This window comes from Rhodococcus sp. H-CA8f, from assembly GCF_002501585.1.
Taxonomy (GTDB): domain Bacteria; phylum Actinomycetota; class Actinomycetes; order Mycobacteriales; family Mycobacteriaceae; genus Rhodococcus_F; species Rhodococcus_F erythropolis.
In genome coordinates this window covers 1,690,907-1,717,311 of sequence record NZ_CP023720.1, presented here as the reverse complement: position 1 = coordinate 1,717,311, position 26,405 = coordinate 1,690,907, and the positions used below count along the sequence as shown (strand labels likewise).

The following is a 26,405-nucleotide window of genomic DNA, read 5'->3' as shown; positions in this document are numbered from 1 at the left end:
GCGGGGTGACACCTCAGACAAAAGCACAATGGCGACAAATCGCACTCGCAGCACGTGATGCAGTCTCGGAGCACACTCGAAACACGGAAACTGCGGCGTTGATCACGCACATACGTTCAGTGATTGTCGACGGCTCAACCGTCTGTGCGTACGTCCCCACCCGCACCGAACCAGGATCCACCGACTTGCTCGACGCCGTTGCCGAGATCGCGCAGCGTGTACTACTTCCGATCACCGGAGAACCCGGACCGTTGTCCTGGGTTCAATACAGCGGTGCCGACGGTTTGCGCCCCGCGAAGTACGGCATTCGGGAGCCCGTCGGACCCGTCCTACCACCGGAAACCCTGTCCGACGTGGAATGCATGCTGATCCCTGCTCTCGCGGTGGATCTTCGTGGAACACGCCTCGGCCGCGGCGCAGGCTTCTACGACCGGACGCTCGGGTCGGTCGGACCGCAGACTCGGCTCGTGGCAATTGTCAGAGACTCCGAACTCGTCGAGACCTTGCCTGCCGACGACCACGACATTCCGATGGGATGGGCATTGACGCCGAGCGGCGGTCTCACGCGGCTCCAAGGCGATTGATCTGCGGGAATAGATCCCTGATTAGCGCTGTTGGCACTGTCACTTGTAGAGTGCTAAAGGCTGCGGTGTAAATACGCGGCTGCTCGAACATCACAGTGCGGAGGAAGCCCGGTGCCCACCTACTCATACGCATGTACGGAATGTGACAACCGTTTCGACATCGTCCAGTCCTTCAGCGAAGATTCGCTGACGGTCTGCCCAGCTTGCTCAGGCAAGCTCCGCAAGCTGTTCAACTCTGTTGGCATCGTGTTCAAGGGCAGCGGCTTCTACCGCACCGACAGCCGCGGCGGCTCCGGGACTGCGAGCGAGCCCGCCAAGAGCGATTCGGCACCCGCTGCGAAGTCCGAGTCCAAGTCGGACTCCTCTTCGACATCGAGTTCGTCGACCAGCACGCCGGCGCCCGCGAAGGCTGCCGCAAGCTGATTTCCACAACCTCCGGGTTGTCCACAGTTTCACATCGTTAGGGCCGGAAGCACCGCTTCCGGCCCTAACGTGCATGAATGCCGTCAGCACGTTCTCGCTCGCCGAGGCGCTCCGATCCACTGCGCGCCCAACTCGATCTCACCCCGAGCACCTTCGATCGCGTCGTCGAACTGACGTGCGGCACTCGGTTCCGCACGGCGACAGTCCGCAAGATCGCAGCCGTTGCGCTGGCCACACTCGGCGTTGTTCTCTTCTTCCGAGGCGATCCCGCGACCGATATGGTCGCCGTAGTTGTCTCGAGTCGCGATCTCACTCCCGGACAGGTGATCGCGGATTCGGATGTAGAGATCCGAGAGATCGACTCGAAACAACTTCCGGAAGGAGTTGTCTCCGATACCGACCTGGTAGTCGGGAGAACCGTTGCCGGCCCGATTCGCTCCGGAGAAACCGTCACCGACGTGCGCGTTCTCAGCCCACGGCTGGCCGGGTTGTCGGTAGGAACCGACGACGCCCGCATCGTGCCCGTGCGACTTGCCGATGCGGCCGTCGCGGACATGTTGCGCAGCGGGGATGTCGTCGACGTACTGACTGTCGGCCCCGACACATCTCGCACTGACACATCCCACCCCGACACACCCAACGAATCAATTGCCGACAAGGCCCCGCAGATTCTTGCGGCGGGAGCAGTAGTCGCGTTGGTCACCACGTCGGAAAGTACACGTAACCAGCAGGAACAGGTGATTCTGCTGGCTCTGCCGACACCGGCAGCCAACGTCGTTGCCGCGGCATCCCTGTCCAATGCGATCACCGTGACATTCCGCTGACCGCACAAAGCGTCCGAAGCTCCTCTAGGATTTTTCCAGTCGGTTCGGTATCAACGGACCATCTGGCACTTGCCATCGGAGACTCGAGGGGACACCGACATGCTCAAGGGATTCAAGGATTTCCTGCTTCGCGGAAACGTGCTCGACCTGGCCGTCGCAGTGGTCATCGGCGCAGCCTTCACCGCCATCGTCACGGCATTCACCAGCAACATCATCAACCCACTCGTCGCTTCGATCGGCGGCGGCAACGAATACGGGTGGGGCATTCAGCTGACGGGTGACACCGCTGAGACGTTCTTGAACTTCGGCGCCGTGGTCACCGCGATCATCAACTTCATCATCATCGCGGCGGTCGTCTACTTCGTGCTGATCGTTCCCGCGAATGCGGCAAAGAAGAAGTTCGTCTCCGAGCCTGAGGACAAGGAAGCCAGCGAAACCGATCTGCTCATCCAGATCCGCGACATCCTCTCCGCCAATGCCGGTGGCGCCGACACGGGAGCCCACGCCAAGACGCTCGAATAGGCAGCGCTCACAGAACAAATCAGGCCCTCGGACATTGTGTCCGAGGGCCTGATTTACTTCTCAACCGCCGTGGTGCGGGGGCCGCTGACTGCGCAGCCAGTCGTCGTCCGAGGATCGCGAGGAACCTTCAGGCCCCCGCTCGTCCGACGTCGTCTCGGGAAAGACGTCCCCGAAGATGTGCGCCAGGCGCTTCTTGTCGACTGGCGGCTTCTTCGGGGTATCTGGTTGCTCCGACAAGCTGACTCAGCCCTCGAGGCTGGACAGCTCGGCGATGACGTGACTCGCCAAAGCCGTCAGGGTTGCCATGCCGTCGCGAATTGCCGGTCTGGTCGACGCCAGATTGGCGACCACGGTGCTTCCCGAAACCCCGACGAGGCCGCGGGACAATCCTGCTTCGAGCGATCCGGCCGACAGACCGGAAGCGCGAAGTGCTTCGGCAATTCCCGGGATCTCGCGATCGAGAACCTCTGCGGTCACGTCGGGAGTGACGTCACGCGGGGATACCCCGGTACCGCCGACCGAGATCACGAGGTCGACGCCACCGATGACTGCGGTGTTGAGAGCGTTGCGGATCTCCACTTCGTCGGCGGCGACGGCGACCGTCGCATCGACGAGAAAACCCGCTTCGTTCAGCAGTTCCGTAACCAGTGGACCGATGGAGTCGGTGTTGTCGCCGTGGGCTGTGCGATCGTCGACGATGACGACCAGAGCGCGGCCGGCCGATGTGGCTTCGAGTTCCATGACACCTACCGTAGTGTCCGATCCCGACGCCGTTGCGATCTGGCCGAAGATCGGGTCGATCGTCTGCTGATCGCCGAACATCATCGGCCGCCCTGCGCTGCCGCGGTTCCCAACGTGACGTCGACGGTTTTGGTCTGCCCGCCGTCGCTGTACGTGATCGAGACCTTGTCGCCGGGAGCATGTGAACGCACTGCCGCGATCAGCGAATCACCATCTGCGACAACACGATCGTCGACCTTGGTGATGACTGCACCCTTCGGGATACCGGCCTTGGCGGCCGGCCCGTCAGCAGTGACATCCATGACGGTTGCGCCGTCGGCGTTGTCCTGCGACGGTACGGTCACGCCGATCATGGCTTGAGTCGCCTTGCCGGTCTTGATCAGTTCGTCGGCGACGCGGCGTGCCTGATCGATCGGGATGGCGAAACCGAGGCCGATGGAACCGCCCTGGGTACCCGACGACGCTCCGAGCGAGGCGATCGCCGTGTTGATGCCGATCAGCTGGCCGTCCATGTTGACGAGGGCGCCGCCGGAGTTGCCGGGGTTGATCGCTGCGTCGGTCTGCAGAGCGTCGATGACGGTGTTCTGGTTGCCGGACTCGCCGCTCGTGGACACCGGGCGATCGAGTGCGGAGATGATGCCTTCGGTGACCGTGCCGGCAAGGCCGAGCGGGGACCCGACGGCCACAACCTGCTGTCCGACCTGAACGTCGCCGGAGTTCCCGAGATCGATGGGGGTGAGGTCGTTGCGGCCGTCGACCTTGATGACGGCGATGTCCGAGACGGGATCGGCACCGACAAGGGTGGCCGAGGCCTTGGTTCCGTCGGAGAACGCGACGCGAAGTTGCGCTCCCTGAGCACCGGCAACGTGGTTGTTGGTCAGGATCAGACCGTCGGAGGACAGGATGACACCGGAACCCTCACCGCCCTGTCCCTGCGCGGTGGCCACCTCGATCTGCACGACGCTCGGCACCACCTTCGAGGCAACGGCCTGAACCGAGCCGGCGGGAGCATTGGACGTGTTGGTCGCAGTGGGCTTCGGGGCGTTCAGAGAGTTGGTGACCGTCGCGGTTCCACCGTTGCGGTCCGCGACGACGGCACCGACCACGCCACCGACACCACCACTGACCAGGACCAGGGCGAGAGCACCGGCAACCAGCGCCATGCGTCCCGACTTCGGCTTTGTGGTGGTCGAACCGGAGTTCGGCCCCTGTAGCGGTGCGGGGATCTGGTTGTGGCCGCCCGGGCCGTTCGGACCGCCGGGGCCACCAGGGTTGGGTGCGCCGTACGGGGCGCTCTGCTGGTACGCGGCCTCATGGGCACCGTGCGGGTGGCCGAAAGCCTGCGTGGGCTGCTGCTGCGCCTGCCCGAAGGCTTCGGTGGGTCGAGAAAAGGATTCGGTCGGCTGGTACGGCTGCTGAGGCGCCTGCCCCTGAGGCTGCTGCGGCGGCACGGGAGGCTGCGCCTGAGGTGCTGTCGGCTGCGCTTGGGTGGTGGGCTCGCTGTTGGGCTGCTCGGGCCGGGTCGGCCCGACGTTACGGTCCTCGGTCATCGGCTCGCTTTCGTCTACGGTGACCACCGGACGGGCAGTCACAACTGTTCTGCCGACAATGCTGCCTTGCGCTGCTGAGAAGGCGCTGAGACGTGCCTGTCACTTTACCCAGAGTTCGACGTGAAAATCCGGTGTTGTCGGTTCGGCGCGAAAGACTCTCGGGCCGAACGCATTAACTCGTGACGACAGTCACCGAAGTACGGGACCAACGGGTCTACAGAACACGCTACTCGGCACTCGGCCCTGGTTCGCCGGGAAGCACGATACGAACAAGCGCTCCCCCACGATCGGATTCGTCGATCGCGATGGTGCCGCCGTGCTTGACGACGACCTGACGCACAATCGCAAGTCCCAGACCCGATCCCGGCATCGAACGTGCCGCGGTCGACCGGTAGAAACGATCGAACACCAACTCCCGATCCTCCTCCGGAATGCCGGGTCCCGCATCACTTACGGTCAATTCCAACAATCCTTGGCCGACCGGACGCATTTCGACGCGTACCTGTTCGCCCTTCGGACTCCATTTCGCAGCGTTGTCGAGGACGTTCAGCACCGCACGCGACAGGCCCGCTTGATCTCCGTAGACGTACCACGGAGTGGTGACCGCTTCGAACTCGATTTCGTTGCGCCTGCGCCGCGCTCGTTCGAGCGCACGCTCGACGACGTCGCTGACGTCTACGCGCTCGTACACGGTTTCGGGCGCGTCTTCGCGGGCCAGATCGACAAGGTCACCGACCAGAGTCGACAGTTCCTCGATCTGCGCGACGACGTCGGCACGAAGTTCCGCCATGTCCTCGTCGGGAATCTGCGGCGCACCGGGGCGACTGGACGCGATCAGCAATTCCATGTTGGTACGCAACGAAGTCAACGGTGTGCGCAACTCGTGTCCGGCGTCCGCAACGAGGCGCGACTGACGCTCACGAGACTCGGCGAGCGCCCGCAGCATCGTGTTGAAACTCTCTGTCAGGCGCGCTAATTCGTCGCTGCCGGTAACGGGGATCTGCGTCAGATCGTCGGTCCGTGCAACGCGTTCGGTGGCGGCAGTCAGCCTGGCGATGGGCCGTAAACCGGTGCGGCCCACGGTAGTACCCGCCACCGCAGCAAGTATGACGCCACACCCGCCGACCACGAAGAGCACCCAGGCCAGTCGGTCCAGTACTGCAACGGTCGGCGCGAGCCGCTGACCGATCACCAAAGTGCTTCCGTCATGGGTTCGTTGAGCAAGCACTCGCTGACCGTCGACGGTTCGCAGCGAAGAATCCGATTCGCCACGCGCTACGGCATCTTCGGCCTCGCCGATCGGCACGTCGGAACCGGGCGGCTGGTACGTGCTCAGGTCCGAGAAGATCAGGGCCACACTGATGTCGGTGGTGTACAGCGTCGCACCGGAGATGTAGCGAGGATCGAATCGCACGACATTGCTGTCGATGAGCACCGCCGCCCTGGTACGCAACTGGTGATCGACGTCCGCGTAGAGCGCACGCGAAACCACCGCATACGCCGCGATCGCCATGACTGCGACGGCAATGGCCACCACCGACGCAGCGAGGAGCGTCACACGCCAACGCAATGACACCGAACGGGTCAGTGGCATCGGCGGGCGCATTTCGACAGACGCTTGGGTGGTGGAGGATTTCTTCGGTTCGGCGTTCTTGCCGAACGGAGCGGTGATCACGGAGGCGTCTCCCGCAGGACGTAGCCGACTCCGCGGACAGTGTGGATCAACCTCGGTTCGCCGTCGGCTTCCGTCTTGCGACGCAGGTAGCCGACGTACACCTCGAGCGCGTTGCCGGACGTCGGGAAGTCGTACCCCCACACCTCTTCGAGAATGCGTCCACGGGTGAGCACGCGGCGCGGGTTGGCCATGAGCATTTCGAGAAGGGAAAACTCGGTACGAGTCAGGCTGATCGATCGTTCACCGCGCTTGACCTCACGGGTGACCGGGTCGAGGGTGAGGTCCTCGAACGCCATCATTTCGGAATCGGCGTCCAGATCGGGCGCGGTGCGACGCAGTAGTGCACGCAACCTGGCAAGCAACTCTTCCAAAGCGAAGGGCTTGGGCAGGTAGTCGTCCGCTCCGGCATCGAGGCCGGCGACTCGCTCGCTGACCGAATCGCGGGCGGTGAGCACGAGGATGGGCAGGTCGTCGCCGGCACTGCGAAGACGACGGCACACTTCGAGTCCGTCGAGTCGCGGCATCATGACGTCGAGCACGACGGCGTCTGGCCGGTTGGCGAGGATCTTCTCGAGTGCGTCGAGCCCGTCGACCGCGAGCTCGACCGTGTAGCCATTGAAGCTGAGCGACCGCCGAAGCGACTCGCGAACCGCCCGGTCGTCGTCGACCACCAAAATACGCATACCGACAGTTTGGACTGAAGTGCTGAGATGCGGCTGAGAGGGTCCGATTCCGGCCTCCGGCGTGTCGCGGTCAGTCCCGGGTTCGCCTGGGCCCGGGCAGGCTCCAATGACGCCATAACGCAAGCAGTCTGAACACCGCGGCGAACGCCGTGCCGCACACCAGCGCGGCGTTGGTGGACAGTCCGGCTTGCGAGACTGTGACCACCAACGCAGCGCCGAGCAGTGCGGGAACCGCGTACAGGTCTTTGTGCAGGAGCAGCGGTACCTCGTTGACGAGGACGTCGCGGATCACTCCGCCGCCGATCGCCGCGGTCGCACCGATCAACGTCGCCGCCAGCGAACTGGCGTTGTTGTCCAGCGCGATGACGGCGCCGGTACTCGCGAACAAGCCCATCCCCAGCGCGTCGAGCGCCAGGATTTCACGACGCAGTCGATTGAGCGGCTCGTGTAGGTAGAACACGGCGAGTGAGGTGGCGGCGGCCGTTCCGAAGTACGGCCAACTGCTCAGCGAGCTGGGCGGATGGACGCCGAGGAGGACGTCGCGGACGATACCGCCGCCGATGCCGGTGAACACACCGACCGAGCACACCCCGAAGATGTCGAGTCGCTTGGTGACGCCCACCAGGGCACCCGAGGCCGCGAACGCCACGATGCCCACCAGTTCGAGGATCCTCAGCAGCACCGGCCAAGGATCGCACGGTCAGATGCGGCTCGGGTCGATCACCCCGAGTCGAACTGCTTTGACCAGTCGCCGAGGAACCCGGTGGGTCTGGCCGAAGGCCGTGACCTCGACCAGATCGGGCGCAGTCGCCTTCCACTGGGCACGGCGACTGCGTGTGTTGGAACGCGACATCTTCCGCTTGGGAACGGCCATCAGAGTGCCTTGCGCTTTCCGTAGCGACGCTCGAACTTCTCGACGCGTCCGGCGGTGTCCATCACTCGTTGTGCTCCAGTCCAGAACGGGTGCGAGTCGCTCGTGACGTCGACGACCAACAGCGGGTATGTGCCGCCGTCTTCCCATTCGACGGTGCGCTCACTCGTCACGGTCGACCGGGTCAGGAAGCTCTTGCCGGTGCTGGCGTCCTGGAACACCACGGGGTGGTAGTCGGGGTGCATCTGCTTCTTCATTCGTTTCCCTCTCGCGTTGATTCGGTTTCGGCATAAGGTGATTCGGATTCGTCGCACGGGTCTTCGTGGAACTCTCCGAACGGGTCTTCCCAGGTGGTCCACGACGCTTCGTCGGCCAACTCCTCGTCGGTGACCAAGGCGTGCTGCAGCGTTCGGTCGATCTCGAGCGGATTGGCTCCGCAAGTCAGAACCACCATCGAGGTATCACGGTCGCCGAAACGCTCGTCCCATTTCAGGGCCGCGAGCGCACGGCGCTCGGCTGGAACGCGCTCGCGTTGCTGCGGCGTCATCGCGGCCAGCCAGGTGTCCGCGCTGGCAACTCGCAGGCCACCGCCCGCCGATTCGAGCCAGAGCGCTTCGCCCGGTTGAGTCGCCACCCAGACGCGCCCCCGGGAATAGACGACACCTTCGAGCAGGACGTCGATCGCCTCGTGCAGACGCTCGGGGTGGAACGGCCGGTTCGCGGTGAACTCGACGAGCATCACTCCGCCGTCATCGTCGAGCGGCGGCTGACGACGCAACAGCGGTGAGTGAGCGTCGGCCAGCTCACCGCGTCGCGCATCCGCAGGCACCTCGAGGAGCAGTGCCTCGATGTCGTCTCCCTCATCGAAGACGGGTACGCGCGGAGCAATGCGCGCGAGAACCGCGTTCAAGCGGGACCGCTGCCAGCCGTCGAGTCCATCGGACCCGCGCAGTACCAGAGCGTCGGCGAAGTCGACCTGCCCGACGACGACTTGAGCCAGGGTGCGGTCGTCGTCGAGAGCTTCGTCGCCGGTGGCGTCGGCAAGCCAGGTCTGGGCGTCGATGCATGTCACGACGGCGTCGACGCGGACGTCACGCTGCGCCGGTCCGTCCACTTGGCCGACGACGCCCGTCACGACGACATGCTCGATCGCCCAGCACAGCGCTTCGGGTTCGAGTTGGCGGTCGAGCAGCAAGACGATCCGCTGGACCGAACTGTGCGAGTGAAGGCGACGCAGCAGCGGCAGCAGGTCTTCGCGCAGGGTGCAGGAGACGCAGCCGTGCGCGAGCTCGAGGATCGTCTCGCGTTCGGACACCGTGCCGGCAGACCCGGTGCCCCCGGTCATCGAGGTGACCGTCCGCCGGACCACCCCTTCACGGACGTGGCTCAGGTCGTGGTGAACCAGAACAGTTCCGGTTCGCAGCAACGCTCGTGCGGTGTGTGGAGTGGATTCGCTCATGCCGGCGACCAGGACCAGCGGAGTCCTGCCGTCCAGGATCGTGTTCACAGCGGACCTTTCTGGGAATGATTGTCATTACCGAGGTTGAACGCTACATTGATCTCACCGCATTGTCGAAAACGATTGTCATCTGCAAGTTGAAAGGAACACCCATGTCGGCTCACTGCCAAGTGACCGGACGTGTGCCGGGGTTCGGAAAATCCGTCTCGCACTCCCACAAGCGTTCGAATCGTCGCTGGAACCCGAACATCCAGCGCAAGACATACGTATTGCCCAGCGAGGGTCGTCGAATCACGCTCACCCTCTCGACCAAGGGCATCAAGACGATCGACCGCGACGGCATCGAATCCGTCGTCGCCCGGATCCGCGCGCGCGGCGAGAAGGTCTGAGCAGATGGCACGCAACGAGATCCGCCCGATCGTGAAACTCAAGTCCACCGCGGGCACCGGGTACACGTACGTGACCCGCAAGAACCGTCGCAACGACCCCGATCGACTCGTACTGAAGAAGTACGACCCCGTGGTGCGCAAGCACGTCGATTTCCGAGAAGAGAAGTAGGCATGGCCAAGAAGTCCAAGATCGCCAAGAACAACCAGCGACGGGTCATCGTCGAGCGATACGCGGAGCAGCGATCGGCGCTCAAGGAGGCAATCCGCTCCCCGAAAAGCTCACCCGAGGAGCGCGCGAAGGCCCAAGCGACCCTGCAACGTCTACCACGCGATGCCAGTCCGGTACGATTGCGCAATCGAGACGCTGCGGATGGACGTCCGCGCGGCCACCTGCGGAAGTTCGGGCTCTCCCGGATTCGCGTGCGAGAAATGGCGCACCGTGGGGAACTGCCTGGCGTACACAAGTCGAGCTGGTAAGGAAGTCGGATGGCAGTCAAGCGTTCACCGTCGAAGAAGCCACGCCCCGTAGAGGGTCGTAAGCCCAAGAAGAACCCGTTGTTCGCAGCGAAGATCACGCATGTCGATTACAAGGACATCAACTTGCTTCGCACGTTCATCTCGGACCGCGGCAAGATCCGCAGCCGTCGCGTCACGGGCCTGACCCCGCAGCAGCAGCGTCAGGTCGCCGTTGCAGTGAAGAACGCACGCGAAATGGCGTTGCTCCCCTTCACCGCCGCACGGTAGTCATACGTGCTCGGTAGTCACACGTAGAAGTACCGAAGAGGCCGCGCAGTCACTCGACTGCGCGGCCTTTTTGTTGCCCAGACTAAGATTTCCCGAAGTTATTCATTCCAGTCGAGAGGTGCCCGCAGCGTGTGGGGAGTTGTTGCGGGTTTCACCGTCATTTTTGTTGTCATCGCGGTCGGGTATCTGCTCGGCCGTCTCGGCACCCTCGGTAGCCAAGGACAGTTCGTTCTCGGTCGACTCGTCTTCTTCGTCGCGACGCCTGCCCTACTGTTCACCACCCTCGCGTCGTCCGATCTGTCGGTGATCTTCTCCCCGACGCTCGCGGTCGCGTCGGCTACTGCCTTTGCCGTCGGCGCTCTGTACGTCGTCGTTGCAAAGATCTGGCTCAACCGGCCGCTGCCCGAACTGACTATCGGCGCGCTGTCGGCGTCGTACGTGAATTCGGCCAACCTCGGAATCCCGATCGCGGTGTTCGTGCTCGGCGATGCCACGTTCGTCGCGCCGCTCCTGCTCTTCCAGATCGTCGTGTACTCCCCGATCGCCTTGACGATCCTCGATCTCACGGCATTGCGGGGCGAAGCCGAAAAACTGTCACTGATCGACACTGTCACCGCTCCGTTCAAGAATCCGATCGTGCTCGCGGGCGCTGCGGGGTTGATCGTGGCGTTGATCGGTTGGGTACCGCCGAGGCCGCTGATGCAGCCTTTCGAATTGATCGGCGCCACGTCGGTCCCCGGCGCACTGCTGGCATTCGGGCTCTCGTTGTACGGCGTACGAGTGCTCGAGAAGGGCTCCAGTCCGCGCCGCGACGTCGCGCTTGCATCGACCCTCAAGATCGTCGTCCAACCAGTGCTGGCTTACCTGATGGCGCACTTCCTCCTCGGCATCGACGGCCATCAGTTGTTCGCCATCGTGGTCGTCTCGACGTTGCCGACGGCACAGAACGTCTTCATCTATGCAAGCCGATATCGGCGCGGGATGGTCCTCGCCCGAGACAGCGCCTTTGTCACCACTTTGGCGTCGATACCGGCGATTGCGCTGGTCACGGCGCTACTCGCTTGAGCAGGGTTACGGTGGATTCATGCGTGTACTAACCCTCGCCGTTCTGGCCTGCCTTACTGTGGCCGGATGCTCCGTCGGGGCCCAGACAACGGGGCCGGTTGCTGCGCCGAATCCGATGGCGGCCAACGAAGCAAGTCCCGCCGACTGGTCGCTCGGAACCCCCGTTCCCGACGAGGTCGACGACAGCGAGATGGGCACGGAGTTCGACAGCCGCACCGACATCGTGGGTGCGACGGCCACCATGTTCGAATCGTGGTCCGAGGTCGACGATCACACGGTGGCAGTCCACTTCGTGACCGGCACTCCGGAGTGCTACGGCGCGTACGCAACCGTCGAAGAAACTGATACGACGGTGATCGTCACGCTCCGAACCGGAGCATTGCCTGAGGCCGCGGACAAGATGTGCATCTTGGTTGCCGTGTTCGGCAGCCTGGACGTTCCGCTGAGCCGACCGCTCGGCGATCGCCACGTCATCAACGGCTAGCCGCGCCTAAACGGCACAAGATCAACGATCGAACACTCCGTTTCGTCAGGTGTGGTGTGCGTCTCGTCGGGACAGACTGAAAACCGACACCCGTGCACTCGCTCGTCGGCAGCTTTCGACTCGAGCGGTGCTCAACATGAAGGAGCTCGCAAGTGCCTACTCTCCAGAGAGACGTTGCAATCGTCGGCGCCGGCCCCTCTGGCCTGGCAGCTGCAACCGCGCTGCGCAAGGCCGGTTTGACCGTCGCTGTGATCGAAGCGCGCGACCGCGTCGGCGGCCGCACGTGGACCGACACCATCGACGGAGCAGTTCTGGAAATCGGCGGCCAGTGGGTCTCCCCCGACCAGACCGCGCTGATCTCCTTGCTCGACGAACTCGGCCTGAAAACTTTCGAGCGCTACCGCGAGGGCGAGTCCGTCTACATCTCGTCGGCAGGTGAGCGGACGCAGTACACGGGTGATTCCTTCCCCACGAACGACACCACGAAGAAGGAGATGGACCGTCTCATCGACGAGATGGACGATCTCGCAGCACAGATCGGCGCCGAGGAACCGTGGGCACATCCCCTCGCCCGCGATCTCGACACAGTCTCCTTCAAGCAGTGGCTGATCAATCAGTCCGACGACGCCGAGGCACGTGACAACATCGGCCTCTTCATCGCCGGTGGCATGCTCACCAAGCCCGCCCACTCGTTCTCTGCCCTGCAGGCCGTACTCATGGCCGCCTCGGCAGGCTCGTTCTCCCACCTCGTCGACGAGGACTTCATCCTCGACAAGCGAGTGATCGGCGGAATGCAGCAGGTATCGATCCGCATGGCGGAGGCTCTCGGTGACGACGTCTTCCTCAACGCACCCGTGCGAACGGTGAAGTGGAACGAATCCGGTGCAACGGTGTTGGCGGACGGCGATGTTCGCGTCGAGGCAAGCCGAGTGATCCTGGCCGTACCGCCCAACCTCTACTCCCGGATCTCGTACGATCCCCCGCTGCCGCGTCGTCAGCACCAGATGCACCAGCACCAGTCCCTCGGCCTCGTCATCAAGGTGCACGCGGTGTACGAGACGCCTTTCTGGCGCGAAGACGGCCTCTCCGGCACCGGCTTCGGCGCGTCCGAGGTAGTGCAGGAGGTGTACGACAACACCAACCACGAGGACGATCGCGGCACCCTGGTCGCTTTCGTCTCCGACGAGAAGGCCGACGCGATGTTCGAGCTTTCCGTCGAGGAGCGTAAGGCCACGATTCTGGCCTCACTTGCCCGCTACCTGGGCCCGAAGGCCGAAGAACCGGTTGTGTACTACGAATCCGACTGGGGCTCGGAGGAATGGACCCGCGGTGCGTACGCGGCCAGCTTCGACCTCGGTGGCCTGCACCGATACGGCGCGGATTCCCGCACACCCGTCGGCCCGATCCACTTCTCGTGCTCCGACATCGCGGCCGAGGGGTACCAGCACGTCGACGGTGCTGTTCGGATGGGGCAGCGAACCGCCGCCGACATCATCGCCCGCAGCAAGGCCTGACGGCCACTTTGCCAAGTCTCGATCATTGCCCGGCAGTCACGACTGCCGGGCAATGATCGAGAGCAGCAGTTCCGCACGAACTCTCGCTACCTCGAGTCGACAGTCGATCAAGCTCTCCACCTTCGCCATTCGGCTTCGCAGCGTGTGCCGGTGGACGCCCATCGTGATGGCTGCCGCTTCCCAGTGCCCGTTGGCCTCGAGAAATGCCCGCAACGACGCCAGCAGTTCGGTGCCGTTGTCACGGTCGTAGTCCTCGATCGGCGTGATCATCGTTTCCGCCAGCGTGTTGAGCACTTCACGCGTCGAATCGAAAGACAGCAGCACACTTCCGGTCAGCGCCGCGAATTCCAAAGGCTCGCCACCGATTTCCGCCGCAGACGCACACAGCTGGGACTGCTCGACGGCGACCGCCAGCGCAGCGACCACCCGTCGCGCGCTCAAGCCGACTCGAAGCGCGCGAAGATCCGACCTCGATACCCCACCCAGTAGCTCTCGGGCGAACTGGACGTCGTCGGTTCCACGCAGCAGCACCGTGACGCGAGTGTCGTTGATCCGCGAGAACAACTGCCGCCCTGCCTTGTTCATGAACTCGGCAATCTCGACTCCGACGCGTCCCGCTACGTCGGACGTGTCGGCAAGAACTGTCAACCCTCGGATCATTCCCTCGCCGTCGGCGGCCTGCCGGATCTGTTGCCACGCCGGTGCCGGGTCGCGGTCTTCGGTGAGCAGCAGCCCGAGGGCGTGCGAATTCAACTGATCCTGAGTGGCGCGCAAGCGCGCAGGTTTCTCGAAGTCCAACGCCAGCAACGAGTTCGCGTGACCGAGCAGTATCTGATCGACGTAGCTGAGCGCCGAAGCACTGATCACCGCCAGGTATCCGTACGTCATTCGCCCGACGCTGATCTGCTGCACCGCGATCGACGCTCCAGACCTTGCAAGCGTCACGCTGCTGGATGCGCCGCCCCCGAGAGTTGCTCGCAGTTCGTCGATCACGTCGTCCGTCGGCAGTTGAGGTGAGCTCTCGAGAACTCGTCCGGCGACGTCGAGAAGAAGCACCGTCGCCGAGGTTGCGATCGCCAGTTCACGCACGGTTGCGGCAGTTCCGCCGGAAATGACGGCACGCGTCATCCGCGGTTGCGCCCGCGACGCCCGGAGGACAGCTTCATATTCCTGCTCTGCCAACCGGCTCATCACACGCTTGACGACGGCAGCAAACGGCGTCGGCAGCGGCACCTCGATCAGCGGGAGTCCGATCTCGTCGGCGACGGCCACCAGATCGGCCGGGACCTCGGGGTACGACAGCCCGGTTCCGAATCCCACCGCCGCCACACCCGCCGCATCGAGCATCCGGAGATAGCGGCCGCGCTTTTGCTGAGTGGACGGCAATCGGATGCCGGTGGTGAGGATGAATTCGCCGCCGGTCAACCATCGAAACGGGTCGAGCAGCTCCGTGGCGTGCGCAAATGTGATCTCGCGACCGACACCCTGCGCCCCACCTTTGAGTTCCAGCGCGAGATCCGGCTGCGCCAACATCCACCGCACAGCGATCGTCATGGGCAGGACTGTACAACTCGGCGCGTCGGGGATCAAAGATTTCACCTTTTTGGCAGCTGCCTTTACTTGTGAGTCAGCGCACACTTGCTCACACACGCCCCACAAAGTGCGAGTTCCGTGTTGATCACCTCGGCCGGAACTCGTTCGACCTCGAGAGGAACCGGTACCGATGTCGATCGTCGTACTCGAGAACTACATCAACGGTGAATTCGTCGCCTCGGCCGCGACGGAAACACTCGACCTGATCAACCCCGTGGACGAGAGTGTGGTCGGGCGTACGCCGGTCTCCACCAAGGAAGACGTCGACGCCGCCGTCGAAGCAGCACAACGCGCATTCGAGACCTGGGGTAAGACGACACCAAGCGTGCGGCAGGCCGCACTCCTCAAACTCGCCGACGCCATCGAAGCGCACAGCGACGAAATCGTCGCAGCCGAAAGCGCCAACACCGGCCAGGCCCACCAGATGATCGCCGACGAAGAGGTCAAGGTCGGAGCCGATCAGATGCGGTTCTTCGCCGGAGCCGCACGACTTCTCGAGGGCAAGGCGGCCGGAGAGTACATGGAGGGTTTCACCTCCTACGTCCGTCGTGAGCCGATCGGCGTAGTCGGCCAGGTCACTCCCTGGAACTACCCGTTCATGATGGCGCTGTGGAAGATCGGGCCCGCCCTCGCGGCCGGCAACACGATCGTCCTCAAGCCCAGCGACACCACACCAGGCAGCACGCTGGTCCTGGCGAAGCTCTCGAAGGGCATCCTGCCGGACGGCGTGTTCAACGTCGTGCTCGGCAACGGCGGAACCGGCGCGACGTTGGTGGAGAACCCGGCCCTCGGTCTCGTCTCGATCACCGGTTCGGTGCGGGCGGGCATCGCTGTCGCCGTGTCCGCAGCGCAGCAACTCAAGCGCGCGCACCTCGAACTGGGCGGCAAAGCGCCGGCGATCGTCTTCGGCGACGTCGACATCGAGAAGACCGCCACCGGCATCGCCGAGGCAGCGTTCTTCAACGGTGGCCAGGATTGCACCGCGGCCACTCGCGTGCTCGTCCACGAGTCCGTCCACGATCAGCTCGTCGAAGCCCTCGTCCGGAACGCCGAGAAGCTGCGCCCCGGCGCGCCTTCCGATCCTGATGCCTTCTACGGCCCGCTCAACAACATCAACCACTTCAACGCCGTGAGCGACAAGATCGCGAACCTGCCGGCGTCGGCCAAGATCGTTACCGGCGGAAAGCGTTCGGGCGAAACCGGATTCTTCTTCGAGCCGACCGTCATCACCGGCGTCGCGCAATCGGACGACATCGTGCAGGAAGAGACTTTCGGTCCCATCCTCACAGTCCAGAGCTTCTCCGACGAGAAGGAGGCGATCACGCTTGCCAACGACGTTCGGTTCGGCCTGGCCTCGAGCATCTGGACCAAGGATCACGGTGTCACGCAACGCGTCTCCGCCGCTCTCGACTTCGGTGCGGTGTGGATCAACTGCCACATCCCGCTCGTTGCCGAGATGCCGCACGGCGGCTTCAAGTACTCCGGCTACGGCAAAGATCTCTCGGCATACGGAGTCGAGGACTACACCCGTCTCAAGCACGTCATGAGCTCGCACGACTGAGTCGCCGCCCCTCCTGCTGTGCGCCTTTATTAACCCCCCGCGGTTAATAAAGGCGCACAGCAGATTCCTCCAATCCGGAAAAGAGCCACCATGCGCCTTATCGTCGGATACCTCGCCACACCCAGCGGTAAAGACGGGCTGGTCCTCGGGGCCCAGCTCGCGCGCAGTCTCGGCGCGCAACTCGACATCTGCATGGTCCTCCCACCGGATCGGACACTGCCGGCCAAGGTTCCCTCGGAAGCCGGCTACGACGACATTCTCGCCGCACGTGCACACGACTGGCTCGCCGAGGCGAAAGCATCGGTGCCCGAGGACATCCAGGTGGAAGTACACCTGAGCTTCCACGAGTCGTTTGCTCAGGGCCTGCTCGACGAGGTTGACCGACTGAGCGCGCTGGCGATCGTGGTGGGAGCTTCCGGCGACGGTCTGCTCGGCCGTCACGCGATAGGTTCGGTCTCGACCGAACTGCTGCACTCCGCCCACGTCCCGGTAGCACTGGCGCCTCGGGGAACGCGGCATTCGGCGGCTACCGCAATACGAGAGGTCACCTGCGCGCTCGGTACCCGCGTCGGCGCCGACGTCGTCTTGAACACCGCCGTACGTACCAGTGAACTGATGCAGGTTCCGCTGCGACTGGTCTCGCTCGTGGCACTCGACCCCCAGAACGATCTGCGCGATCACCGCGACACCGCCGAGTCCGCCAGGGAGCGTGCACGAAATCACGCTCAGGACACGCTTGACATCGCAAGAGCGGCGCTCCCCGCCGAGTTCCCCATCGAGGTCATCATCGCCGACGGTTCAACAGTGGAATCGGCAGTGCGTCAACTGGACTGGCAGGACGGCGACCTCGTGATGGTCGGTTCCAGCCGTCTCGCGCAGCCCCGAAAACTCTTCCTGGGCTCCACCGCCGCCAAGATGCTGCGCGTGCTGCCCGTTCCCATGGTCGTAGTGCCCAAGCACGAATTCACCCAGCCGGAGGCACTGTCATGACCAGCACCGAACTGAGTTCCAAAGGCCTCGCCACCGGCAAGATCGGCATGATCTCAGGCGCAGTACTCGGAATCTCCTCCGTGGCACCGGGTTACACCCTGACCGCCAGTATCGGATTGATCGTCGCCGCGGTCGGCCTCAAGATGCCCGCCATCTTCATCGCCGGCTTCATCCCGATGTTCCTCACCGCGTACGCGTACCGCGAATTGAACTCCGACACACCTGACTGCGGCGCGTCATTCACGTGGTCCACCAAGGCATTCGGGCCGTACGTCGGTTGGATGTGCGGCTGGGGCATGGTCATCGCCACCATCATCGTGCTCTCGAACCTTGCTGCCATTGCCGTCGACTTCTTCTATCTGTTCATCGCGCGGGTGGTCGACAATCCGTCGATCGCCGATCTGCCGGGCAACAAATTTGTCAATGTCGGCACCACACTCGTCTTCATCGCCCTGGCCACGTGGATAGCGAGTAGAGGAATCACTACCAGCGAGCGCGTGCAGTTCGCACTCGTCGGCTTCCAGATGGTGCTGCTGGTCGTCTTCGCCGTCGTTGCACTGGTTCACGTTGGCGCCGGCGATGCCCCGGCCGGCTTGTCCTTCGACCTGAGTTGGTTCAACCCGTTCAGCGGACTCGCCATCGGTGCGTTTGTCATCGGACTCACCGGATCGATCTTCGCGTTCTGGGGCTGGGATACCTGTCTCACGCTGGGCGAGGAGTCGAAGAACCCCAAGAAGACCCCGGGCCGCGCCGGTTTGCTCTGTGTCGCAACCATTCTCCTGACCTACCTGTTGGTCGCCGTTGCCGCGATGATGTACGCCGGCGTCGGCGAGGAAGGCCTCGGTCTCGGCAATCCCGACAACTCCGAGAACGTCTTCGGCGCTCTGGCCGACCCGGTCCTGGGCAACTGGGGCGGAATGCTTCTCTTCCTCGCAGTCTTCGTCTCTTCCGTTGCGAGCCTGCAGACCACGTTCCTGCCCGCCGCACGAACCATGCTCGCCATGGGCGCATACGGAGCTTTCCCCAAGAAGCTCGCCGAGGTCTCGCCTCGATTCCTGGTGCCGTCGTACGCCACCGTCGTGGCCGGCGCGGTAACCGCAGTGTTCTACAGCGTCGTCACGTTCCTCTCCGAAAGTGCGCTGCTCGACACGATCGCCGCCCTCGGCATCATGATCTGCTGGTACTACGGCATCACGGCATTCGCGTGCGTGTGGTACTTCCGCAAGACGCTTTTCGAGAGCGTACGAAACTTCGTCTTCCGGCTCGCGTTCCCACTCATCGGTGGTCTCATGCTGCTTGCGGTGTTCGTCATTTCGGTCCAGGAGAGTATGAATCCGGACAACGCCAGCGGAGCATCCATCGGCGGCATCGGCCTGGTCTTCTTCCTCGGCTTCGGAATCCTCATCCTCGGCGCGGTACTGATGATGGTCATGCGAGTGCGCAATCCCGAGTTCTTCGAGGGCAAGACCCTCAACCGCGACACGGAGGCTCTGCGCGACGAGAACGACCTCAGCGTGCCTTAGGAGACAGTAGGTTCGGGGGCCTGCGCGATCAGGCCCGCCATCAATACGCGCAAGCCGAATTCGAAGGCGGCGTCGGCACGTTCGGGATTTTTCCCGGATGTTGCCAACGCCGCCTTCATCGCGTCGTTAGCCTCGGGCCCCGACGCCCACTGGACATCCGGCGCCGCCAGATCTAACGCCGAACCGAGAACAAAACTGTCGACGGTTGTGATTGCGTGCAGCGTTTGAGCCGGGTCGAAGCCACCATCGGCGAATGCCTGCGCCAACGCGTTGTACAGGGTGAACGCCACACCGGCCTGCACCGTCTGGGCGGTGAAGAGCGGAATCAGGCGAGGATGTGCTGCGTAGCTTCGCCGGTACTCGGCTGCCAGCGCAGAGACGGTCTCGCTCCAGGATCCCGAGGCCGACTCCACGTCGATTCCCGCCATCAGCTGCGCCCTCATCAGTTCGACGATCTCGGCTCGTCCGGAAACGTGGTTGTAGAGCGACGACGGTCGCACCTTCAGTCGTGCGGCGAGTCCCGGCATGGTGAAGTCGCCGGATTCGTCCACCGACTCGATCGCTGCCTCGGTGATGATCGCCGGTGAGAGCAGTCGTTGCGATGGCCGCGGCATATGTCCTCCTGTAGTGATCCACACCGTTCGGGGCGCCGCAAAAAACAATTCCTCGAAAGTCCTTGATCAATCAGCGCTCACCCACCATACTTAACGAATCATATTCGTTTTACGTTGAACGTCGAATACCCGAGCACCGAGGAAACCCCATGCTGACGATCACCGCCCTCACCCCACCCGAGTCTCTGGCCGCGACTACGCCGTCCACGTCCACACCTCTGCGTGTAGGTCTCGTGCAACATCGCTGGCACGAGGACCAAGACGACCTCTACACCGAATTGAGCGAGGGCATTGCGTCCGCAGCGAAGCTGGGCGCTTCCGTGGTCTTTCTTCCGGAGCTGACGCTCAGCCGCTACCCCGCCTCCACCCCGGCCGGCGACAATCCCGGACGCGAAGCGGAAGACCTGCTCACCGGACCCACTCTCGCCTTCGCCGCCAAAGCCGCCGCCGAGAACCAGGTCCTCGTCCACGCATCGCTGTACGAGCGCAGTGAGGCCGAGGACGGACTGGGATTCAACACCGCGATCCTCGTCTCGCCCGAAGGTGAGCTTCTCGCCAGAACCCGCAAGCTCCACATTCCGGTGACGGCCGGATACTACGAGGACACGTACTTCCGCGGCGGTCCGGCGCAGGACGCATACCCCGTCCACGAAGCACTCGGCGCGAAGTTCGGCCTCCCGACATGCTGGGACGAGTGGTTCCCGGAGGTCGCACGTGCTTACTCCCTCGCCGGCGCCCAGGTTCTGGTGTACCCGACGGCGATCGGCTCCGAGCCCGATCACCCGAACTTCGACACCCAACCGCTGTGGCAGCAGGTGATCGTCGGAAACGGTATCGCCAACGGCACCTTCATGGTTGTTCCCAATCGCCACGGCAGTGAAGGTCTCATCACCTTCTACGGTTCTTCCTTCATCTCGGATCCGTACGGACGCATCCTCGTTCAGGCTCCCCGCGACGAATCAGCAGTGCTGGTCGCCGATCTCGATCTTCGGCAACGCGAAGACTGGCTTGCACTGTTCCCGTTCCTGGCCACTCGCCGACCCGACACCTACTCGGCTCTGACCGCACCGGTGAACACTGTGGGAGCCAACCAATGACCTGGCGAATGCCCGCGGAAAGTGAACCGCACGAACGCACTTGGATGGCGTACCCCAGCGCCGGATACTCCCTCGGCGACACCGCCGAGGAACAGCACGAAGCGCGCTCGACGTGGGCGGCCGTCGCCCACGCCGTCGCCGAATTCGAGCCGGTCACCGTCGTCGTCGATCCCGCCGAAGTCGAAGAAGCACGAAAGTATCTGTCCGAGAAGGTCGACATCGTCGAGGCGCCTCTCAACGACGCGTGGATGCGCGACATCGGGCCGACATTCGTCCTGTCCGACGAAGGCCGTCTCGGCGGAGTCGACTGGGTGTTCAACGGCTGGGGCGCACAGGGGTGGGCGCAGTGGGACAAGGACTCGAAGATCGGCGCATTTGTCGTCGAACAATGCGGTGCCCAGTTGATCGACTCACCAATCGTCAACGAGGGCGGCGGTATTCAGGTCGACGGTCTCGGCACCGTCTTGGTCACCGAAACCGTCCAACTCGATCCGGGGCGCAATCCCGACCTGACGAAGGCCGACATCGAGGCCGAACTCGCCCGCACCATCGGCGCCAAGCACGTGATCTGGCTTCCCCGCGGGTTGACTCGCGATCAGGAGACCTACGGAACGCGCGGACACGTCGACATCGTCGCTGCCATCTCTTCCCCCGGAGTGGTACTCGTCCATGACCAACGCAATCCGGTGCACCCCGACTACGCCGTCAGCAAGACGATCATCGAGTTGTTCGAAAGCTCGACTGACGTCGGCGGCCGGCCGTGGAAGATCATTCGGGTACCCGCTCCCGAAATCCTGCGCGACGACGAGGGATTCGTCGACTACAGCTACATCAACCACCTCGTGGTCAATCGTGGAGTGATCGCCTGCAGCTTCGACGACCCGGCCGACGCCGAAGCGGCCCGGATCCTGGCAGCCGCTTACCCCGGACGCACTGTCGTCACCGTCGACGCCAGACCGCTGTTCGAACGTGGCGGCGGCATCCACTGCATCACCCAGCACCAGCCCGCTGAACAAGACTGACGGCGGCAGAATTAGCGGCGACCTCGCATGTAGTCACTCACGACGGCTGCGCCGAGGCCGTCCAGGTCCGGTGCGATGACGCGTCCACCCACCCGGTGCGCCATCCGGTCGACCACCCTGGCCAGACCTGGATCCTCACCGAGGCGGAAGAACGTGACCTTGGCGCCCAGCCTGGCCACGGCGTCGAGTGCTCGAACCGTCAAACCGAGGGTTCGCGCACTCGGCGGGTAGTCGAACCTGGCTTCTCCGTCCGCTTCGAGATGAGCCGTCGGCTCACCGTCGGTGACGATCAACACCACCGGCTGCGCATTGGAATGGCGTCGAAGGTGTCTGGCCGCCAACAACAGTGCGTGGTGCAGGTTGGTTCCCTGGTCCCACGCGCCGTCCAAACCGGCGAGCTCCGACGGGCTCAGTACGTGCGCGTGGCGTCCGAAGGCGATCAACTGCAGCTCGTCGCTGCGAAACCTCGTGCTCACCAGATGATTGAGTGCCAGAGCGGTGCGCTTCATCGGCACCCAGCGATCCTCCATCACCATCGAGAACGACGTGTCCACCAACAGAGCCACCGCAGCCTGACTACGCTGCTCGGTTTCGGCCACCTCGACATCGACGACGCTCAGCCGCACCGGCATTCGGCCAGGGTCACGTAGGACGGCGTTGGTGATGGTTCTCGTGACGTCCCAGGGTTCGGTGTCCCCGAACTCCCATTCGCGGGAAGCTCCGGTCGGTTCGCCCATCGCACCTGCCCGACGCGTATCGCGTTGACCGGTTCGCGACGACAGTTGCCCGGCGACGTCACGCAGAGCGGTCTGTCCGAGCTGTCGCATGGCTTTGGGCGACAAGCGCCATTGACCGTCTGGTGCGCGATCGAAGAAACCCTGTTCCTGCAAAGCCTTTTCGAGATCGGCCAGGGTGCGAGCATCAGCGGCCGCTTCGTCGCCGAGTTGCCGCGCGAGTAGCTCGGGGTCGATGTCGTCGAGCGCTGCGCCTGCATACTGCTGCGACAGTTGATCTGCCAGCGATTCCAGCTCGGCGATATCCTGCAGGGCACCGGTCCCCTCACCCAACCCCATTCCGTTGTCGCCGCGGAACTGTTGCGAACCTTCCCAGTCCTCACCCGGCCGAGCCGCCTGAAGGAACTGGTCGAGTTGACTCAGCTCACTCATCAGACTCGGATCACCGAACGCCTGCTGCGCCAACGCATCCAACTCGTCACGCTGCTCCTGCGAGAGCGAGTTACGCAATCGTTGTGCGGCCGCCGCGCGCTGCGCCAACGAATCCAGAAGTTCGTCGACGTTGCGCGGGTTGTCCGGGAAATACTGCCCGTGCTTGTCCATGAACTCCGCAAACTGCTCAGGAGTGTCGACGCCCCGAGAGTGCGCATCGAGCAGTTGATTCAGATCTGCCAGCATCTGGCGAATCTGCTCACGATCCTCGTCGGTAGCGTCCTCGAGTGCCTGCTTCATTCCCGAGAAGCGTTGATCGAGGACCTCACGTCCGAGCAGATCACGAATCTTCTCGTAATCCGCGCGAGCCTGTTCGCTGCGCCAGTTGTAGTCGGCCAGATCTTGCACGGCCTGAGCTGTCGACGGTGGCAACTCCTCGATCCGCATTTCGTTGAATCGTGCGTCGTCGTCGAGAGCACGTGCCAGTTCTTTGCGCTCTTCGAGCACCGCCTTGTCGAGAAGCTTACGAACCTCGTCGAGCGTTCCGTCGAGATTGTTGCGGCGCAGCAACTCACGTCGACGCCGGTTCGCCTGGGCAGCAAGGTCGTCGAGCCCGCGCATGTCTCGGTTTCCGCGGCGCAGGAGCTCCCGGAGGGCATGGCGCGGCGACGTGCCTGACAACACGTCGTCGCCGATTGCTGCCAAGGCCTCGCGCAGATCTACCGGAGGCGCCAGCGGATCGGGACCACCGTCGTACGGCCCGTACCGCGGATTGTGGATCATCACTGCCCCTTACGAATACACCGAGCGGCCGCCCGGGCCTTGATCTTTGGAGATCCGGCGCGCGAGGTAAAGCCCTTCGAGGGCAAGTTCGGCACCGGCGGCACGCTCGCCGTCGGATTGCGCGCCGAGGCGTTCGGCTACTTCATCCAGGACCTCGAGATCCGGAAGCTCGTCGAGAAACGCCTTGGCCGTGACAGATTCACCGGTGACGATCGTATTGCCCGTCTCCACAGCAGCAACCAACATCCCGAGGTCGATTCCGCCGAGTCGTACCCGAACCGTATCGGCGGTCGCGCGACGCAGCAGGTGCTCGAGCACCTCCAGTTCCCGTCCCTCTTCACCGGATTCGAACTCGACCTTGCCGCGAAGAACCTCGACCACGGACTCGAGATCGACGGGCCGTGCAACAGGATCGGCCTCGCCGAGCACCGCCGCGCGTCGTACCGCCGCTGCACTGACGGTTTCCGCGCCGGCGACGGCAAATCGTGCCGAGACACCCGATCGCTGATCCACCGAGGTGGATTCGCGTAGCGAGCGCGTGAACCTGGCAAGAATTTCGAGAAGGTAGTCAGGCACCTCCGCGGCCAGGTGCGCCTCCTGCTCGATCACCGCGATCTCACCCGCCAACTCGACGGGGTAGTGAGTGCGGATTTCGGCGCCGAAGCGGTCCTTGAGCGGTGTGATGATGCGCCCGCGGTTGGTGTAGTCCTCAGGATTTGCGCTCGCGACCAGAAGGACGTCCAACGGAAGCCGAAGCGTGTACCCGCGGACCTGGATGTCCCGCTCTTCCATCACGTTGAGCAACGAGACCTGGATGCGCTCGGCGAGGTCGGGAAGCTCGTTGATCGCCACGATTCCGCGATGCGCGCGGGGCACGAGACCGAAGTGAATGGTCTCCGGATCGCCGAGGCTCCTACCCTCGGCCACCTTGACCGGGTCGACATCTCCGATCAGGTCGGCGACCGAGGTGTCCGGCGTTGCCAGTTTCTCGGAGTACCGCTCGCTGCGGTGTCGCCAGGCGATCGGGAGGTCGTCACCCAGTTCCTTGGCTCGACGTATCGAAGCCGGTGTGATCGGCTCGTACGGGTGCTCCCCCAGTTCCGAGCCTTCGATGACGGGCGTCCACTCGTCGAGCAGGAGCCCGAGAGTGCGAAGCAACCTCGTCTTTCCTTGACCTCGTTCGCCGAGCAGAACCACGTCGTGGCCGGCGATCAGCGCCCGCTCGAGTTGCGGGGCGACCGTGTCCTCAAACCCGACTATCCCGGGCCAGGGGTCACGGCCGTCCCGCAACGCGGCGAGAAGGTTCTCTCGTAGTTCTTCCTTGACACTTCGCTGTACGTGTCCGGAGGCGCGTAGCTCTCCGAGGGTTTTTGCGACAGTCACCACTCCACGCTACGAGTGTTTGCGGGATTTCGCCTCTCGCCGAGGAAGTTCGGTCGCTCAGCCCTCGATGTTCTCGGGATTCATCCAGATGATTTCCCAGATGTGGCCGTCGGGATCCTGGAAGCTGCGGCTGTACATGAAGCCGTGATCCTGCGTCGCGTTACCTTCGGAACCGCCGGTCGCGAGCGCCTTGTCGACGAGGGTGTCGACGGCCTCACGGGTCTCGGCCGAGAGACCGAGCAGCGCTTCCGTCGACGTCGAGGTGTCGGCAATGCCCTTGGTGGTGAAGGTCTTGAAGAAGGGCTCGGCCAACAGCATCACGACGATGGTGTCACTGATGACCATCGACGACGCATTCTCGTCGGAGAACTGCGTGTTCTTGGAGTATCCGAGGCCCTCGTAGAAGGTGGTGGCCTTGCCGAGGTCCTTGACGGGCAGGTTGAGGAAGAACATCGGCTGCGGGTTTGTCGCCATGAAAGGTCCTTTCCGAGACTTTGCTGTGCGCCTTTATTAACCGCCGGCGGTTAATAAAGGCGCACAGTAGACCTAAACTCCACCCATGGATACCTGGGTGTTGCCCGCCATGCTCGGTCTCGGACTCGCCGCAGCGTCCGGAATGCGAACCTTCCTGCCGCTGCTGATGCTCAGCGCTGCCGTCCACTTCGAACTGTTCGGGATCACCGTCGGCGAGTCGATGCGGTGGATCGGATCCACCGGCGCGCTGGCGGCATTGGCAATAGCCGCGGTGGTCGAACTGGGTGCCGACCTCATTCCCTTCGTGGACAACGCACTCTCGGTGATCGGGAACGTCACCGGGCCCATCGCCGGAGTGATCGCGGCCTGGGCGGCCTTCAGCCATCTCGACCCTGCGATGGCCGCGTTGGCGGGCATCATCGTCGGAGCGCCGACGGCGCTGACGTTCAGCGCCGCCCAGACCGGCACTCGCGCGGTCAGTACGGCCACTACCGGTGGACTGGCGAATCCCGTCGTCTCCGTCATCGAGGATGTGCTGACTTTCTTCACCTCGTTGATCGCGATGATCTTGCCGCTCCTGATCATTCCGCTGCTCGCCGCACTCTTGTGGTTCAGTTGGCGCGGATGGCGACGTGTCCGGAGTCTGCGCACCGCCTGAATCTGTGGACCTG

General features: G+C 63.6%; 31 protein-coding genes. 17 read left to right on the top strand and 14 right to left on the bottom strand.

The window, feature by feature from the left end:
• Positions 1 to 5: 5 nt before the first annotated feature.
• The 4 genes from CPI83_RS08280 to mscL all read left to right on the top strand — a co-directional run bounded on the left by CPI83_RS08280 (position 6) and on the right by mscL (position 2,353).
• Complete coding sequence (locus CPI83_RS08280; protein WP_021332313.1) at positions 6 to 584, top strand: 5-formyltetrahydrofolate cyclo-ligase; 579 nt, start codon at positions 6 to 8, stop codon at positions 582 to 584.
• A 111-nt stretch (positions 585 to 695) separates the two neighbouring features.
• On the top strand, positions 696 to 1,007 hold the full coding sequence (locus tag CPI83_RS08275; RefSeq protein WP_003946378.1) for an FmdB family zinc ribbon protein: 312 nt from the start codon (positions 696 to 698) through the stop codon (positions 1,005 to 1,007).
• A 77-nt stretch (positions 1,008 to 1,084) separates the two neighbouring features.
• Positions 1,085 to 1,831: an SAF domain-containing protein gene (locus tag CPI83_RS08270; RefSeq protein ID WP_198586339.1), complete on the top strand. Its 747-nt coding sequence runs from the start codon at positions 1,085 to 1,087 to the stop codon at positions 1,829 to 1,831.
• A gap of 99 nt (positions 1,832 to 1,930) precedes the next feature.
• Positions 1,931 to 2,353 (top strand): large conductance mechanosensitive channel protein MscL, encoded by a 423-nt coding sequence (mscL, locus tag CPI83_RS08265; protein WP_029255923.1) that lies wholly within the window; start codon positions 1,931 to 1,933, stop codon positions 2,351 to 2,353.
• Positions 2,354 to 2,413: 60 nt separating this feature from the next.
• On the opposite strand, the gene CPI83_RS30945 is transcribed toward mscL, so the two are convergent.
• The 9 genes from CPI83_RS30945 to CPI83_RS08225 form a co-directional block, all read right to left on the bottom strand.
• Positions 2,414 to 2,590 (bottom strand): hypothetical protein, encoded by a 177-nt coding sequence (locus CPI83_RS30945; RefSeq protein WP_020908628.1) that lies wholly within the window; start codon positions 2,588 to 2,590, stop codon positions 2,414 to 2,416.
• A gap of 6 nt (positions 2,591 to 2,596) precedes the next feature.
• Positions 2,597 to 3,094: a MogA/MoaB family molybdenum cofactor biosynthesis protein gene (locus CPI83_RS08260; protein ID WP_176720912.1), complete on the bottom strand. Its 498-nt coding sequence runs from the start codon at positions 3,092 to 3,094 to the stop codon at positions 2,597 to 2,599.
• An 80-nt stretch (positions 3,095 to 3,174) separates the two neighbouring features.
• Positions 3,175 to 4,644 carry a trypsin-like peptidase domain-containing protein gene (locus CPI83_RS08255; RefSeq protein WP_229756543.1) on the bottom strand — a complete coding sequence of 490 codons (1,470 nt, stop codon included), beginning with the start codon at positions 4,642 to 4,644 and terminating at the stop codon, positions 3,175 to 3,177.
• A 226-nt stretch (positions 4,645 to 4,870) separates the two neighbouring features.
• Positions 4,871 to 6,250: a HAMP domain-containing sensor histidine kinase gene (locus CPI83_RS08250; RefSeq protein ID WP_020908630.1), complete on the bottom strand. Its 1,380-nt coding sequence runs from the start codon at positions 6,248 to 6,250 to the stop codon at positions 4,871 to 4,873.
• Positions 6,251 to 6,315: 65 nt separating this feature from the next.
• The gene (locus tag CPI83_RS08245) at positions 6,316 to 7,002 is read right to left on the bottom strand and encodes a response regulator transcription factor (protein ID WP_003946387.1); all 687 of its coding nucleotides are present in this window, start codon (positions 7,000 to 7,002) and stop codon (positions 6,316 to 6,318) included.
• A gap of 70 nt (positions 7,003 to 7,072) precedes the next feature.
• A complete protein-coding gene (locus CPI83_RS08240) occupies positions 7,073 to 7,684 on the bottom strand; it encodes a trimeric intracellular cation channel family protein (protein WP_003946409.1) in 612 nt (203 codons plus the stop codon).
• An 18-nt stretch (positions 7,685 to 7,702) separates the two neighbouring features.
• Positions 7,703 to 7,876, bottom strand: coding sequence for a 50S ribosomal protein L32 (gene rpmF / locus CPI83_RS08235; RefSeq protein ID WP_007727540.1), 174 nt, complete (start codon positions 7,874 to 7,876; stop codon positions 7,703 to 7,705).
• Complete coding sequence (locus CPI83_RS08230) at positions 7,876 to 8,130, bottom strand: type B 50S ribosomal protein L31 (protein ID WP_003946367.1); 255 nt, start codon at positions 8,128 to 8,130, stop codon at positions 7,876 to 7,878. The genes rpmF and CPI83_RS08230 overlap by 1 nt, the downstream gene beginning before the upstream one ends.
• Positions 8,127 to 9,380 (bottom strand): GTP-binding protein, encoded by a 1,254-nt coding sequence (locus tag CPI83_RS08225; RefSeq protein WP_080945702.1) that lies wholly within the window; start codon positions 9,378 to 9,380, stop codon positions 8,127 to 8,129. Before CPI83_RS08225 ends, CPI83_RS08230 begins: the two co-directional genes overlap by 4 nt.
• Positions 9,381 to 9,484: 104 nt before the next feature.
• On the opposite strand from CPI83_RS08225, the gene rpmB reads away from it, so the two are divergent.
• From rpmB to CPI83_RS08190, 7 genes are all read left to right on the top strand, one after another.
• Complete coding sequence (gene rpmB / locus CPI83_RS08220) at positions 9,485 to 9,721, top strand: 50S ribosomal protein L28 (RefSeq protein WP_020908631.1); 237 nt, start codon at positions 9,485 to 9,487, stop codon at positions 9,719 to 9,721.
• A gap of 4 nt (positions 9,722 to 9,725) precedes the next feature.
• Positions 9,726 to 9,890: a 50S ribosomal protein L33 gene (gene rpmG, locus CPI83_RS08215; protein ID WP_019744734.1), complete on the top strand. Its 165-nt coding sequence runs from the start codon at positions 9,726 to 9,728 to the stop codon at positions 9,888 to 9,890.
• 2 nt (positions 9,891 to 9,892) lie between these two features.
• Entirely contained in the window at positions 9,893 to 10,198 is a 306-nt protein-coding gene (rpsN, locus tag CPI83_RS08210; RefSeq protein WP_019744735.1) for a 30S ribosomal protein S14, read from the top strand.
• 9 nt (positions 10,199 to 10,207) lie between these two features.
• Complete coding sequence (gene rpsR / locus CPI83_RS08205; RefSeq protein WP_003946414.1) at positions 10,208 to 10,465, top strand: 30S ribosomal protein S18; 258 nt, start codon at positions 10,208 to 10,210, stop codon at positions 10,463 to 10,465.
• Between the two features lie 129 nt (positions 10,466 to 10,594).
• Positions 10,595 to 11,530 carry an AEC family transporter gene (locus CPI83_RS08200; RefSeq protein ID WP_097387070.1) on the top strand — a complete coding sequence of 312 codons (936 nt, stop codon included), beginning with the start codon at positions 10,595 to 10,597 and terminating at the stop codon, positions 11,528 to 11,530.
• A 19-nt stretch (positions 11,531 to 11,549) separates the two neighbouring features.
• Positions 11,550 to 12,014 (top strand): hypothetical protein, encoded by a 465-nt coding sequence (locus CPI83_RS08195; RefSeq protein WP_097387069.1) that lies wholly within the window; start codon positions 11,550 to 11,552, stop codon positions 12,012 to 12,014.
• Between the two features lie 152 nt (positions 12,015 to 12,166).
• Positions 12,167 to 13,528 (top strand): NAD(P)/FAD-dependent oxidoreductase, encoded by a 1,362-nt coding sequence (locus CPI83_RS08190; RefSeq protein ID WP_007727552.1) that lies wholly within the window; start codon positions 12,167 to 12,169, stop codon positions 13,526 to 13,528.
• Positions 13,529 to 13,564: 36 nt separating this feature from the next.
• Here the strand turns inward: CPI83_RS08190 and CPI83_RS08185 are convergent, their stop codons facing one another.
• Positions 13,565 to 15,082, bottom strand: coding sequence for a PucR family transcriptional regulator (locus CPI83_RS08185; RefSeq protein ID WP_097387068.1), 1,518 nt, complete (start codon positions 15,080 to 15,082; stop codon positions 13,565 to 13,567).
• A gap of 169 nt (positions 15,083 to 15,251) precedes the next feature.
• On the opposite strand from CPI83_RS08185, the gene CPI83_RS08180 reads away from it, so the two are divergent.
• The 3 genes from CPI83_RS08180 (at position 15,252) to CPI83_RS08170 (ending at position 19,195) form a co-directional block, all read left to right on the top strand.
• Positions 15,252 to 16,682: a gamma-aminobutyraldehyde dehydrogenase gene (locus CPI83_RS08180; RefSeq protein WP_042952576.1), complete on the top strand. Its 1,431-nt coding sequence runs from the start codon at positions 15,252 to 15,254 to the stop codon at positions 16,680 to 16,682.
• 90 nt (positions 16,683 to 16,772) lie between these two features.
• A complete protein-coding gene (locus CPI83_RS08175) occupies positions 16,773 to 17,672 on the top strand; it encodes a universal stress protein (RefSeq protein ID WP_020970346.1) in 900 nt (299 codons plus the stop codon).
• Positions 17,669 to 19,195, top strand: coding sequence for an APC family permease (locus CPI83_RS08170; RefSeq protein WP_020970347.1), 1,527 nt, complete (start codon positions 17,669 to 17,671; stop codon positions 19,193 to 19,195). The genes CPI83_RS08175 and CPI83_RS08170 overlap by 4 nt, the downstream gene beginning before the upstream one ends.
• Here the strand turns inward: CPI83_RS08170 and CPI83_RS08165 are convergent.
• Positions 19,192 to 19,809 (bottom strand): TetR/AcrR family transcriptional regulator C-terminal domain-containing protein, encoded by a 618-nt coding sequence (locus CPI83_RS08165; protein WP_019744741.1) that lies wholly within the window; start codon positions 19,807 to 19,809, stop codon positions 19,192 to 19,194. The two genes, CPI83_RS08170 and CPI83_RS08165, sit on opposite strands and share 4 nt — an antisense overlap.
• A 149-nt stretch (positions 19,810 to 19,958) precedes the next feature.
• Here CPI83_RS08165 and CPI83_RS08160 point away from each other — a divergent pair, with 149 nt between their 5' ends.
• Together CPI83_RS08160 and CPI83_RS08155 are read left to right on the top strand one after the other, a co-directional pair.
• A complete protein-coding gene (locus tag CPI83_RS08160; protein WP_097387067.1) occupies positions 19,959 to 20,906 on the top strand; it encodes a nitrilase-related carbon-nitrogen hydrolase in 948 nt (315 codons plus the stop codon).
• On the top strand, positions 20,903 to 21,928 hold the full coding sequence (locus tag CPI83_RS08155; protein ID WP_097387066.1) for an agmatine deiminase family protein: 1,026 nt from the start codon (positions 20,903 to 20,905) through the stop codon (positions 21,926 to 21,928). The genes CPI83_RS08160 and CPI83_RS08155 overlap by 4 nt, the downstream gene beginning before the upstream one ends.
• Positions 21,929 to 21,939: 11 nt before the next feature.
• Here CPI83_RS08155 and CPI83_RS08150 read toward each other — a convergent pair whose 3' ends face one another.
• From CPI83_RS08150 to CPI83_RS08140, 3 genes are read right to left on the bottom strand one after another with little or no spacing between them, the layout of a single operon-like run.
• Entirely contained in the window at positions 21,940 to 23,877 is a 1,938-nt protein-coding gene (locus CPI83_RS08150; RefSeq protein WP_097387065.1) for a VWA domain-containing protein, read from the bottom strand.
• A gap of 9 nt (positions 23,878 to 23,886) precedes the next feature.
• Positions 23,887 to 25,263 carry an ATP-binding protein gene (locus CPI83_RS08145; RefSeq protein WP_097387064.1) on the bottom strand — a complete coding sequence of 459 codons (1,377 nt, stop codon included), beginning with the start codon at positions 25,261 to 25,263 and terminating at the stop codon, positions 23,887 to 23,889.
• A 54-nt stretch (positions 25,264 to 25,317) separates the two neighbouring features.
• Complete coding sequence (locus tag CPI83_RS08140; protein ID WP_019744746.1) at positions 25,318 to 25,734, bottom strand: VOC family protein; 417 nt, start codon at positions 25,732 to 25,734, stop codon at positions 25,318 to 25,320.
• 85 nt (positions 25,735 to 25,819) lie between these two features.
• On the opposite strand from CPI83_RS08140, the gene CPI83_RS08135 reads away from it, so the two are divergent.
• Positions 25,820 to 26,392 carry a DUF4126 domain-containing protein gene (locus CPI83_RS08135; protein WP_097387063.1) on the top strand — a complete coding sequence of 191 codons (573 nt, stop codon included), beginning with the start codon at positions 25,820 to 25,822 and terminating at the stop codon, positions 26,390 to 26,392.
• The last annotated feature ends 13 nt before the right edge of the window (positions 26,393 to 26,405 follow it).